Origin of the sequence: Sinorhizobium alkalisoli, assembly GCF_008932245.1 — a bacterium.
GTDB lineage: Bacteria > Pseudomonadota > Alphaproteobacteria > Rhizobiales > Rhizobiaceae > Sinorhizobium > Sinorhizobium alkalisoli.
Window position 1 is genome coordinate 3,420,001 of sequence record NZ_CP034909.1, and the last position, 12,891, is coordinate 3,432,891.

General features: G+C 61.6%; 8 protein-coding genes, 1 tRNA gene, 2 rRNA genes and 1 pseudogene (1 of these 12 only partly in view). All 12 read left to right on the forward strand.

Annotation, left to right across the window (positions count from 1 at the left end):
* A 23S ribosomal RNA gene (locus tag EKH55_RS16280) occupies positions 1 to 1,082 on the forward strand (it extends 1,715 nt beyond the left edge of the window).
* Between the two features lie 237 nt (positions 1,083 to 1,319).
* A 5S ribosomal RNA gene (gene rrf, locus EKH55_RS16285) occupies positions 1,320 to 1,434 on the forward strand.
* A 222-nt stretch (positions 1,435 to 1,656) separates the two neighbouring features.
* A tRNA-Met gene (locus EKH55_RS16290) sits at positions 1,657 to 1,733 on the forward strand.
* A 477-nt stretch (positions 1,734 to 2,210) separates the two neighbouring features.
* Positions 2,211 to 2,471 carry a DUF4212 domain-containing protein gene (locus EKH55_RS16295; protein WP_069459975.1) on the forward strand — a complete coding sequence of 87 codons (261 nt, stop codon included), beginning with the start codon at positions 2,211 to 2,213 and terminating at the stop codon, positions 2,469 to 2,471.
* A 15-nt stretch (positions 2,472 to 2,486) separates the two neighbouring features.
* Entirely contained in the window at positions 2,487 to 4,253 is a 1,767-nt protein-coding gene (locus tag EKH55_RS16300) for a sodium:solute symporter family protein (RefSeq protein WP_151611822.1), read from the forward strand.
* 92 nt (positions 4,254 to 4,345) lie between these two features.
* Positions 4,346 to 6,175, forward strand: coding sequence for a DUF294 nucleotidyltransferase-like domain-containing protein (locus EKH55_RS16305; protein WP_151611823.1), 1,830 nt, complete (start codon positions 4,346 to 4,348; stop codon positions 6,173 to 6,175).
* 11 nt (positions 6,176 to 6,186) lie between these two features.
* Positions 6,187 to 6,711, forward strand: coding sequence for a hypothetical protein (locus EKH55_RS16310; protein WP_151611824.1), 525 nt, complete (start codon positions 6,187 to 6,189; stop codon positions 6,709 to 6,711).
* 13 nt (positions 6,712 to 6,724) lie between these two features.
* On the forward strand, positions 6,725 to 8,863 hold the full coding sequence (locus EKH55_RS16315; RefSeq protein WP_192803724.1) for a 3'-5' exonuclease: 2,139 nt from the start codon (positions 6,725 to 6,727) through the stop codon (positions 8,861 to 8,863).
* Between the two features lie 300 nt (positions 8,864 to 9,163).
* Entirely contained in the window at positions 9,164 to 9,322 is a 159-nt protein-coding gene (locus EKH55_RS30285) for a hypothetical protein (RefSeq protein ID WP_192803725.1), read from the forward strand.
* 294 nt (positions 9,323 to 9,616) lie between these two features.
* Positions 9,617 to 9,812: pseudogene (locus EKH55_RS16320) on the forward strand (hypothetical protein); the annotation flags it as partial.
* A gap of 410 nt (positions 9,813 to 10,222) precedes the next feature.
* Positions 10,223 to 11,758: an ABC transporter ATP-binding protein gene (locus EKH55_RS16325; protein ID WP_151611826.1), complete on the forward strand. Its 1,536-nt coding sequence runs from the start codon at positions 10,223 to 10,225 to the stop codon at positions 11,756 to 11,758.
* A complete protein-coding gene (locus EKH55_RS16330) occupies positions 11,755 to 12,888 on the forward strand; it encodes an ABC transporter permease (protein WP_069459966.1) in 1,134 nt (377 codons plus the stop codon). The genes EKH55_RS16325 and EKH55_RS16330 overlap by 4 nt, the downstream gene beginning before the upstream one ends.
* Positions 12,889 to 12,891: the final 3 nt, after the last annotated feature.

Genomic DNA, 12,891 nt, shown 5'->3' on the forward strand with positions numbered 1-12,891 from the left:
CTGCGAAGTCGCAAGACGACGTATAGGGTCTGACGCCTGCCCGGTGCTGGAAGGTTAAGAGGAGGGGTGCAAGCTCTGAATCGAAGCCCCAGTAAACGGCGGCCGTAACTATAACGGTCCTAAGGTAGCGAAATTCCTTGTCGGGTAAGTTCCGACCTGCACGAATGGCGTAACGACTTCCCCGCTGTCTCCAACATAGACTCAGTGAAATTGAATTCCCCGTGAAGATGCGGGGTTCCTGCGGTCAGACGGAAAGACCCCGTGCACCTTTACTATAGCTTTACACTGGCATTCGTGTCGGCATGTGTAGGATAGGTGGTAGGCTTTGAAGCGGGGACGCCAGTTCTCGTGGAGCCATCCTTGAAATACCACCCTTATCGTCATGGATGTCTAACCGCGGTCCGTCATCCGGATCCGGGACAGTGTATGGTGGGTAGTTTGACTGGGGCGGTCGCCTCCGAAAGAGTAACGGAGGCGCGCGATGGTGGGCTCAGAGCGGTCGGAAATCGCTCGTCGAGTGCAATGGCATAAGCCCGCCTGACTGCGAGACTGACAAGTCGAGCAGAGACGAAAGTCGGTCATAGTGATCCGGTGGTCCCGCGTGGAAGGGCCATCGCTCAACGGATAAAAGGTACGCCGGGGATAACAGGCTGATGACCCCCAAGAGTCCATATCGACGGGGTTGTTTGGCACCTCGATGTCGGCTCATCGCATCCTGGGGCTGGAGCAGGTCCCAAGGGTTTGGCTGTTCGCCAATTAAAGCGGTACGTGAGCTGGGTTCAGAACGTCGTGAGACAGTTCGGTCCCTATCTGCCGTGGGTGTAGGAATATTGACAGGATCTGTCCCTAGTACGAGAGGACCGGGATGGACATATCTCTGGTGGACCTGTTGTCCTGCCAAGGGCATAGCAGGGTAGCTATATATGGAAGGGATAACCGCTGAAGGCATCTAAGCGGGAAACCCACCTGAAAACGAGTATTCCCTCGAGAACCGTGGAAGACGACCACGTTGATAGGCCGGGTGTGGAAGTGCGGCAACGCATGAAGCTTACCGGTACTAATCGTTCGATCGGCTTGATCGTTCCCATTGCTCATGCTCATCGAAGATGAGCTTTTAGCCCTCACGGCGATCCGCTGTCGCGGATGCCTCCGGGAGGGCGCGCCAAAAGGCGCGACGGCCTTTGGCCTTGCGGAGCTAAAGCTCCGATGAGTGCCCCAAGCGCCGTCGAAGACGTGTTCAAAAAAAACGAAGCAATCGCTTCACCAGCTTCTCGAAATCAATTTGCGCCCTTAGGGCGCAAAAGCTTGCGCTTTGCCGACCTGGTGGTTCTGGCGGGGTGGCTGCACCCGTTCCCATTCCGAACACGGCCGTGAAACGCCCCAGCGCCGATGGTACTTCGTCTCAAGACGCGGGAGAGTAGGTCGCTGCCAGGTCTGCAAAGCGCAACAAAAACGCCGCTCCCCTTCACGGCAAAGCCGTGAAGGACAAGGCAGCGGCGAAAACAAAAAACATCTTCTCTCACACGCCGACAAAACGGCGAAACAAACCATTCGAACCATAACGCGGGGTGGAGCAGCCCCGAACGCCCGCAGGCCGAACGGCCGAGGACGGGCAAACAGACAAACAACCGGGCAAGAAAACCCGGACAAGCATAACGCGGGGTGGAGCAGCCCGGTAGCTCGTCAGGCTCATAACCTGAAGGCCGCAGGTTCAAATCCTGCCCCCGCAACCAAACTAAACAACGCCCCGTCAAGGGGCGTTTTTGCGTTCGGCGACACCGGCTTGAAGGCCACGCCACCATTCGACGGCCGCGAGCGGCTTCCGCTTGCCGGCGATACGTTGTCGTCCGCCGGCGCATCGGCTCAGAGATCCGAACAGCTTCTCTGTTCCTCCCGAAGTACGACGCTCAGTCTCAAAAGCCTGCACCAGCGCCGTGCGCCCCGATAAACGCATGTGCTTGCAATCCCTTTTTGCCCTTTTGTCGTTTGCGCCATCCCAGTCGTGCCGGTGACACGGGGGAGCGGATGCATCGGCCGATGCCCTGGCCGGCGGCGGGCGCCGGCGTTCCGCAAGCGATCTGCGACTAACGACGAATATACCAAAGGTTTCGGAAAGGTTACTTGTTGTTATTCGTCCATTCCTGCGTGGAGGCGGGACGGGTGGGGAAACGGCGCCCGCCGGGCGCCAATCGTGAAAGGGAGGAGCACACGTGGCGGACACATCTTCGTCCAATGCCTACTGGGCAGCCAATATTCGCATAATCTACATTTGCCTGGCGATCTGGGCGATCGTTTCCTATGGATTCGGCATCCTGTTGCGCCCGGCGCTTTCGAGCATTGCCGTAGGCGGAACCGATCTCGGCTTCTGGTTTGCGCAGCAAGGTTCGATCGTCGTCTTCATCGCGCTGATCTTTTTCTACTCGGCGTATATGAACAAGCTCGACCGCCAATTCGGCGTCGACGAGCAATAGGGGCGGGACACGGTTATGGATCAGTATACCCTCAATCTGCTGATAGTAGGCGCGTCCTTTGCGCTCTACATCGGCATCGCAATCTGGAGCCGGGCAGGCTCAACCGCTGAGTTCTATGCGGCGAATCGCGGCGTCAATCCGGTCATGAACGGTATGGCAACCGCCGCCGACTGGATGTCGGCTGCCTCATTCATTTCGATGGCCGGCCTTATTGCCGGTGTCGGCTACATCAACTCCACCTACCTGATGGGCTGGACCGGCGGTTATGTGTTGCTCGCGCTTCTGCTTGCGCCCTATCTGCGAAAGTTCGGAAAGTACACGGTTCCGCAGTTCATCGGTGATCGTTTTTACAGCCAGACCGCGCGCCTCGTGGCGGTTGTCTGCCTGATCATCATCTCGATCACCTACGTAATCGGGCAGATGACCGGCGCCGGCGTCGCCTTCTCCCGATTCCTCGAAGTCGAGGGCTCAACCGGCCTGTGGATCGCCTCCGCCGTGGTATTCGTCTATGCCGTTCTGGGCGGTATGAAGGGCATCACCTATACACAGGTGGCCCAGTATGTGGTCCTGATCATCGCCTATTCTATCCCGGCGATCTTCATTTCCATGCAACTCACGGGCAACCCGCTGCCGTGGCTCGGACTCTTCTCGACCCACACGGAGTCGGGTCTGCCGCTCCTGCAGAAGCTGGACCAGGTCGTCACCGACCTCGGCTTCAATGCCTATACGGCACAGGGCTCCATGCTCAACATGACGCTGTTCACCCTGTCGCTGATGATCGGTACGGCCGGTCTGCCGCACGTCATCATCCGCTTCTTCACGGTGCCGAAGGTGGCTGATGCGCGCTGGTCCGCCGGCTGGGCGCTGGTCTTCATCGCGCTGCTCTACCTTACGGCTCCGGCCGTCGGCGCCATGGCACGACTGAACATCATCAACACGATCTTCCCCGGTGGTCCGCAGGCCGAAGCCGTCCTTTACGATGACCGGCCCGACTGGATGCGTAACTGGGAAGTTACGGGTCTCCTGAAGTTCGAAGACAAGAACGGCGACGGACGTATCCAGTATTACAACGATGCGGCTGCCGGCTTCGCAGAAACCGCGGCCTCGCGGGGATGGAGTGGCAACGAGCTGACGATCAACAACGACATCCTCGTTCTCGCCAATCCGGAAATCGCACAGCTTCCGGGCTGGGTCATCGGCCTCATCGCCGCCGGCGGTCTGGCTGCGGCGCTGTCGACGGCTGCGGGCCTGTTGCTTGCAATCTCGTCCGCCATCAGCCACGACCTCATCAAGGACTGGTTGAAGCCCGGCATCTCGGAAGCAGGGGAGCTCATGACCGCGCGCGTGGCGATGGCAGGCGCGATCCTGGTGGCCACGCTGTTGGGCCTCAACCCGCCTGGCTTTGCCGCCCAGACGGTGGCTCTCGCCTTTGGTCTCGCGGCCGCCAGTATCTTCCCGGCGCTGATGATGGGCATCTTCTCGAAGCGCATCAATGCGGCGGGGGCAACGATCGGCATGCTGGTCGGCCTGATCGTGACATGCCTCTACCTGTTCACCTATCTGGGCTGGTTCTTCATCCCGGGTACGAACATGCTCGAGAACGATCCGGCCAATTATCTGTTCGGCATTCCGCCGACGGCATTTGGCCCGATCGGCGCCTTGCTGAACTTTGGTGCCGCCTACGTCATTTCGGCGATGACTGAGGCTCCGCCGCGCCACGTACAGGAGCTTGTCGACTCGGTGCGCGTACCGCGAGGCGCCGGTACAGCGACGAGCCACTGACCGTCAGTTGAAAAGCGGGAGCGGGCGGCGTCAGCCGCCCGCTCTCCCCTTCCTCAAGGGCACGGCCGCCGGGATGGCTGCGCGAGGACACAATGGAAGACACGTACCCGGACATCGCACGGTTCCTGGAAACCGCTCATCCCTACGACAGCCTTCCGCGGGAGGAACTGGAGCACATAGGCCGGCAGTTCCGAAGGCTCCTTTTTCCTGCAGGCAGCGAGATCTACAAACGAGGCGATCCGCTTCCGGGTCTGTTTCTCGTGATGCAAGGCGCGGTGGAAGTCCGCGATGCCTCCGGTACGGTCGTTTCGCAGCTATTTCCGCGCAACTCGCTGGGCGAGCGCGGGCTTCTGGCCGACGGCCGCGCGGTTACCAGCGCTTCCGCATTGCAGGATACCATTCTATTGATGCTGCCGGTGACCGAATTCAGGCGGCTGATGGCCGAGCATCCGGTCTACAGCCGCTTCTTCACCCGCGGCCGCGAGGCTGCCTCCCGGCGCGCCGACGTCACGATGCGCAAGGTGAAAGACCTCATGTCCTCACCGCCCCGCTTTTGCGCGCCATCCGACAGCGTCCGTGCCGCGGCGGAGATGATGCGAAAGCTGAAAATCTCCGGCCTGGCGGTGGTGGAGCACGGCAAGCTGACCGGCATCGTGACGACGCGCGATCTGACCGCGCGGGTCCTTGCAGAAGGGCTCGACCCGGCGGCGACCCCTGTTTCCGCCGTCATGACCGCAAACCCCCTCAGCCTGGAGCAGGAAGCACTGGGCTCGGACGTGCTCAACCTCATGCTGGAGCGAGGAGTCGGGCATTTGCCGGTCGTTGCCGGAGAGCGGCTTGTCGGCATGATCACGCAGACGGACATCACGCGGTTTCAGGCATTGTCATCCGCACTCCTGATCGCGGACATTTCCGCGGCGGAGACGGTCGCCGACTTGCGGGCGAATACCGCGCATGTTCCGCAACTGCTTCTCCAGCTTGCCGGCGCCAATGCGCCGCACGAGGTGGTGACAAGGCTGATCACGGACGTGACGGACGCGGTCACCCGCAGGCTCATCGCCCTTGCAGAACGCGAACTGGGTCCGCCGCCGGTCCCCTATGTCTGGTTGGCTTGCGGCAGCCAGGGCCGGCAGGAGCAGACGGGGATCAGCGACCAGGACAATTGCATCTTTATCGACGACGCCTTCGAGGAGGCGGCGCACCGGCCCTGGTTCACGAAGCTCGCTCACTTCGTCAGCCACAACCTCGATGCATGCGGCTATGTCTTTTGCCCCGGCGACATGATGGCCACCAACCGGCGTTGGTGCCAGCCAGTGCGCACCTGGCGGGAGTATTTCTATCATTGGATCCATGTTCCCGAGCCGATGGCTCAGATGCTTGCAAGCGTGATGTTCGACCTGCGGCCGATCGCCGGAGAGGCGACGCTCTACCGCGACGTTCAGACTGAAACCCTGGAGGACGCCAGCCGGAATTCGATATTCGTGGCGCACATGGTGAGCAACTCCCTGAAGCACGCACCGCCTCTGGGGCTCTTGCGCGGCTTTGCGACCATTCGCGGCGGCGAGCACCGCAACCAGATCGATATGAAGCACAACGGCGTCGTGCCGGTCGTGGATCTTGGTCGCGTCTACGCCCTGCTGGCGCGCCTCAAGCCGGTGAATACCCGTGCGCGCCTTCTCGGAGCCGAAGAACGGGGTGTGATTTCAGGCGCGGGCGCTCGCGATCTGATCGCAGCCTACGATCTGATCGCCGAGATCAGAATTCGCAATCAGGCGATGCAGATCAAGGCCGGACAGCGGCCAACCAATCACCTTGCTCCCTATGATCTGGGGGAGTTCGAACGATCCCATCTTCGGGATGCGTTCGTCGTGGTACGCACGATGCAGTCGGCGCTTGCCAATTCCGGCATGGCGCCCATCTAGAGGAAAAACGCATGTTGTTCGAGTTCATCGCAGCCTTGGTTGCCGGCGTGGCCCTCGCAGGGATCATGATGCTGATCCGTTGGATGAGCCGCGGGCGCCTGCCGCGATGGGTGGTGCCGGCTGCAGCCGGCATCGGCATGCTTTCCTATGCGGTCTGGAGCGAATACAGTTGGTTCGCGCGCGCCACCAATGCATTACCACCCGGGACTGTCGTGACGTGGAAGAACGAGTCACGCTCTTTCTGGCGTCCCTGGTCCTATTACGCGCCGGTCGTTAATCGTTTCACGGCTGTCGACGTGGCGCACGCGCAACGACACCCCAACCAACCGGGCCTGGTCATGGCCGACCTCTTGTTTTCGGCGCGCTGGAAGTCACCGGCTCGTATGAAGACCGTCTTCGATTGCAACGGCAACCGTCGCGGGGATCTGCTGGGCGAGAATGTTTCAGTGGCAGAGGATGGAGCGATTGTCGGGGCGGACTGGGTCGCGGTGCCGGCGGACGATCCTGCCCTGCAGGCGGCCTGCCGGGAAAGCTGAGGAAGCCATGGTCATGCGACTGGGTTTGCGAAGTCGGATTTTGCTTTTCTTTGTCGCCATCGCCGCGGGCGCGACAGGGGCGCTCGGCCTCGGCCTATGGGGTGCCTACCACCACGCGGCCACCCCAGAAGTAGTCGAAGCTCTCCTCCAGGTTGCAGCCGTGGGAAGCGTCGGCATGTTTGTGATCGTCGCCTGTATCTGGCTGCTGTTCGACCGCCATCTGGCCCGTCCGATCGAGGCGATCGCTTCGGCCATGCGGGCGCGGGCGCATGCAAAGGTCGAGCAGGAGATTGACCACCATGAGGTGCGCTATCTCGGTGACCTGGCCGCGGCCGCTTCGATGACCACGGCCGCATTGAGCGAGACCCGGAATGCACTGGCCGAAACCGTGGCGCGCGAAACGGCCCGGCTTTCCGCCGACAATCAGAAGCTGGCGCAATTGCTGGCCGACGTGCCGCCGGCGGTTCTCTTATGCACCGGGCGTCATCATCTCGCATTCTACAATAGCTCCGCCCAGGAAATGCTGGCGACGGCCGAGATCCCGGTCTGTCTCGGCCGGAGCCTGTTCGACTACCTGAGCGACGGTGCCCTCAGGTCTGCATATCAGCGCCTTGTCGAGATGAATACCCCGGACGCGATATTGGAATTTGTTTGCACCGCTCCACGGCGGCGGCGACTTGCCGGCCGAATGCGACTGACCGGCGGCACCGGTCATGACGCCGGCGCCTACGTGCTGACCTTGCGCGACGTGACGGAAGAGGTTGCCGCCTGTGCAAGGCGCGACGTGCTGCTGAGCGACGTCTTCTTGACGATCCGGCCGGCAATCGAAGCGCTGAAAGAGAGCGCCCATCGTCTTGAGGTCGCGTCCGGCGACGGCGGCGAAGCCTTGATCATGCGCGACATCATCGGCCTCGAGCATGCAGTGCAGGCGCTCGAGCCTCGTTTTGAGGCCTGTCAGGCCGATAGCTGGCCCATGGCATGGGTGGACGCCAGCGAACTCGCACATCAGGTACGAAGCGAATTGTCTGTTTCCGGCATTGCGGTCGACATCGATGCCGATGCGCTTGCGGCGCGGTGCAACATGCCCGATATCGTGTCGCTCTTTGCACATCTCGCCCGGCAGATAGCGCGGGATCGGGCTGTGCGTAAGTTCGTCTTCTCCGTCCGCGAGTTCCAAGCCGAAGGAAGAGCAAGTCTGGAGTGGGGCGGGCCGGCTCTCTCCGTTGGCTTGTTGCAGCAGTGGCTCCGTGAGCCTGCGGATGATCAGTCGCCGGCACCGGATGCGATTCTTCGCGCTCATCGAACGACACTCTCCTCGAGCTTCAGGGAGGGCCGATCATCCCTGAGCATGAGTCTGCAGCAGGTGAAGAAGCTGCAACCGGTTCCGGCCCGCCTACCCCGAACCGTCACATACGATTTCGAACTTCTGTCCCTTCCGCGCTACGACAGGATTGCCGAGGCTCGCCTCGACGATCTTGCCTATGTCGTGTTCGACACGGAGACCACTGGCCTGTTCCCCGAGCGGGGCGATGAGATCGTGCAGATTGCCGCGGTCCGCATCGTCAATGGAAAGCGCGTCGAAGGGGAAACATTCGAATCGCTGGTCAATCCCGGCCGGCGCATTCCCGCGGCCTCGTCTGCGGTCCACCGAATCACCGATACCATGGTCGAGGATGCACCGGGCGCGGCCGACGTCGTTCGGCGATTTCACCGCTTTTGCGAGGGCGCGGTACTCGTCGCCCACAATGCGCCGTTCGACATGGAGTTCCTGTACCGGCGGGAAAACGAGCTCCGCATAAGCTTTGCGAATCCGATCCTCGATACGGTTCTGCTGTCCGCAGTTGTTTTCGGTCGGCAGCAGGCCCATACGCTGGATGCACTTTGCCAGCGCCTTGGCGTCAGCCTGACGGAAGCGGTGCGCCATACGGCGATGGGTGATGCGGTTGCGACCGCGGATGCATTCTTGCGATTGCAGGCGATAATTGCCGGACGCGGGCTCGAACGTCTCGGTGATCTGCTCGCGGAAGTCTACCGCCATCGCAAGCTCGTGCCCGGAAGTCCCCCGGAGGTCACGCGTGCAATGAAGTCGAGGTTGGCTCCCCATTCAAAGCAACGGCGCTTTCATCCAACCCGGCATGCGCGTGGAGCATGAGGGAAATGTAATGCTCCGGCCACTATAGAGTAATGCCGGAGCGCCCAAGTTGAAGATGATGCTGCATCTGCGAAAGCAAATGTGACGGAGTGCTCAACCATGGGTCCAACACGGAATATTCTTGTTTTTCAGGGCGGTGGCGCGCTCGGCGCCTATCAGGCCGGAATATAAGAAGCGCTTCACAAGCACGGCATCAAGCCCGATTGGCTAGCAGGCATATCCATCGGCGCGATCAAATCGGCGATCGTCGCCGGCAGCCCGGAGGAGCGCAGGGTCGAAAACCTGCGGGAATTCTGGCACATGGTTTCCGCTGGTCTCGATTTCGACTTCCTCCCCGAGGATGATTTCAACAGGCGGCTGTTCAAGGACTGGGCGGTTCTGGGCTCGATCACGGGTGTTCACGGCTTTTTTCTCCCCGGCTTTTCACGCCCTCTCAGATCCTGCTCAATCCGGATCTGAGGATCAGCCATTACGACACGGAGCCGCTGATCAAGACCTTGGAGTGGCTGGTCGATTTCGAGCGCGTCAACCGGGGCGACGTGCGCCTGAGCCTAGGCGCGGTCAATGTGGAAACCGGCAATTTCGCCTATTTTGACAACCGGGACACGGTGCTCACGGCGCGGCGCGTCGCCGCTTCCGGCGCGCTTCCGCCCGGTTTCCCACCGGTCGAAATCGAGGCCGAGTATTGTTACGCCCTGCAATATGTGCTTGCGGCCGACGGGTGCGATGCGGAGACGATACGTCGAAGATGGCGCCCTGGTCGCGACCGTGCCGCCGATGGTCTTCGGGTGGGCTCTGGCAGGACTGGCTTTACCGCTCGCTCGCGCTGCTGCTGCTCGCCTGTCCGTGCGCACTCGTCATCTCAACGCCTGCTGCAATCGCCGCGAGCCTGTCGGCGGTTGCGCGCCGGGGCCTTCTGATCCAGGGCGGCGCCGTGCTCGAAAAGATCGCGGCGGCCGATGTCGGCATCGCCATGGGCGGCGGCGCGGATGTCGCGCAACGCCATGCGTCCGACAAAACGCCGTGCATGAGCTCGTTTTCGCGTCGAAAACGGGCCTTCTCTCCTGTGCATATTCGCGCTGGACTCTCAGCAATGATGTGGAGAGAGTGTAAGGAGTTCGCGATTTGACCGGACGCGAAGGCGTGGTGCGGCCAAGCGCCCAGTCGCTTGACCGGGTGTCCCGTGACCGGGATGACGCGCGGCGATCGGACGTTCTTGAATCGAACCGGTTCAGAAACATCGCGATCGAGGCTTTCGCGCCGCAAATTCGATGATAAACTTATACCAAATGGTAAAAAACCCGGCACGGTTCAAGAACGAGGGACCGAAGCGGGAGAACAGGGGATCGCAGGGCCAATATGGATGATATTGCCATCGAATTGCGGGGAATCGACAAGAGCTTCGGTCCGGTCCACGCCAACAGGAACATCAATCTCACCGTCAGAAAAGGCACGATTCACGGCATAATCGGCGAGAACGGCGCGGGAAAATCGACGCTGATGTCGATCCTTTATGGCTTCTACCAGGCCGACCGCGGTGAAATCCTCGTCGGCGGCAGGCCGGTTGCAATTCGTGATCCGAACGCGGCGATCGCTGCCGGCATCGGCATGGTGCACCAGCATTTCATGCTGGTCGAGAATTTCACCGTGCTCGAAAACGTCATGCTCGGCGCCGAGGACAATCAGATCCTCAACAAGGGTATCGCCAAGGCGCGCAGCGAACTGAAGCGGCTCGAGCGGGAATATGCACTCGAGGTCAATCCCGATGCGCTGATCGAGGATTTGCCCGTCGGCCTGCAGCAGCGGGTGGAAATCCTGAAGGCGCTCTATCGCAAGGCCGATATCCTGATCCTCGACGAACCGACGGGCGTGCTGACGCCGGCCGAGGCCGACCATCTCTTCCGAATCCTTGCGCAACTGAAAGCGCAGGGAAAGACGATCATCTTCATCACCCATAAGCTGCGCGAGATCATGGCGATCACCGACGAGGTCTCGGTCATGCGGCGGGGCGAAATGGTCGCGACCCGCACGACCGGCGAGACCTCGGTTGAGGAGCTTGCGGAGCTCATGGTCGGCCGCCGCGTCCTGCTCCGCGTTGAGAAGGGCGATAGCAAGCCCGCAGATGTGAAGCTCGCGGTCCAGGGCCTGACGGTCAAGGACAGCCGCGGCGTGACCATGGTCGACAACGTGTCCTTCGAGGTGCGCGCCGGCGAGATCGTCGGCATTGCAGGGGTGGCCGGCAACGGGCAGTCGGAGCTTTTGGAGGCGATTGCGGGCATCCGCAGGGCGACGTCCGGCAGCGTTCATCTGAACGGCAGGCCCGTCGATGTCACCGGCCACGCCGATCCGGCCGATCTCAGGAGCCGCGGCCTTGCCCATGTGCCCGAGGATCGCCACCATGTCGGTCTGGTCCTGAAATTCGAGGAGAGCGAGAACGCGATTCTCGGCTATCATCATGATCCGCGCTATTCGAACGGCGTTTTCCTGAACATCGACGCGATCCGCAAGGATGCCGAGGAAAAGATCGGCAAATATGACATCCGCCCGCCGAATGCGCGGCTGAAGACGGCCAATTTCTCCGGCGGCAACCAGCAGAAGATCGTGCTGGCGCGCGAAATGGAGCGCGATCCGGATGTCCTGATCATCGGCCAGCCGACTCGCGGCGTCGATGTCGGGGCGATCGAATTCATCCATAAGCGCATCATCGAGATGCGTGACCAGGGCAAGGCGGTGCTTCTGGTGTCTGTCGAGCTCGACGAAATCCGTTCCCTTTCCGACCGAATTCTCGTGATGTTTGCCGGCCGCGTCGTCGGCGAGCGCAGCCCCGAGGCGACGGAAGGCGAACTCGGCCTCCTGATGGCAGGCGTCGAAGGCCGCAAGGAGGCAGCTGAATGAGCGTTCCCTATGCGAAACTCCCGGGCTGGGTCGAGTACGGCCTAGTCCCGCTGGTCAATCTCGCCGTCGCCTTCCTGGTTGCCGGCCTCGTCGTGCTGCTCGTCGGCGAAAATCCGCTCGAAGCCGCCTATCACCTGATCAACGGTGCTTTTGGCCGCGGCGAATATATCGGCTTCACGCTCTATTATGCCACGACCTTCATCTTCACCGGGCTGGCCGTCGCCGTCGCCTTCCATGCCGGACTCTTCAATATCGGTGGCGAAGGCCAGGCCTATGTCGGCGGGATCGGGGTGGCGCTCGCCTGCCTCTGGCTCGACAAGTTGATGCCCTGGTACGTGGTTTTCCCGCTCGCGATGGTCGGCTCCGCCCTTTTCGGCGCGCTTTGGGCCTTCCTGCCCGGCTGGTTGCAGGCCAGGCGCGGCAGCCACATCGTCATCACCACCATCATGTTCAACTTCATCGCCTCGAGCCTGATGGTCTATCTGCTGACGCGTGTCCTGAAGCCGCTCGGATCGATGGCGCCCCAGACGCGCACCTTCGCCGAAGGCGGTCAACTGCCGAAACTCGACTGGCTGCTTTCGATCTTCGGGCTGAATGTCGGCACGGCTCCGTTCAACATTTCCTTTCTCCTGGCGCTTGCTGCCGCATTCGCCGTCTGGTTGCTGATCTGGCGCACCAGGCTCGGCTACGAGATGCGCACCATGGGCCACAGCCCGTCGGCTGCCCGTTACGCCGGCATTCGTGAAAGCCGGATCATCGTCATCACCATGATGATCTCGGGCGGCCTTGCCGGAATGATGGCCTTGAACCCGATCATGGGCGAGCAGTTCCGCATGCAGCTCGACTTCGTCCAGGGCGCCGGCTTCGTCGGCATCGCCGTCGCTCTGATGGGGCGCTCGCACCCGGCCGGCATCATCCCCGCCGCGATCCTGTTCGGCGTGCTCTATCAGGGCGGCGCGGAAATCGCCTTCGAGATGCCGTCGATCTCGCGTGACATGATCGTCATCATCCAGGGCCTCGTCATCCTCTTTGCAGGGGCGCTCGAAAACATGTTCCGTCCGGCGATCGCGCGCGCCTTCGCCATGCGCGGCCAGCGGGCGGCGGCCCTCGTCGAGACCAAGGGAGCCTGAGCC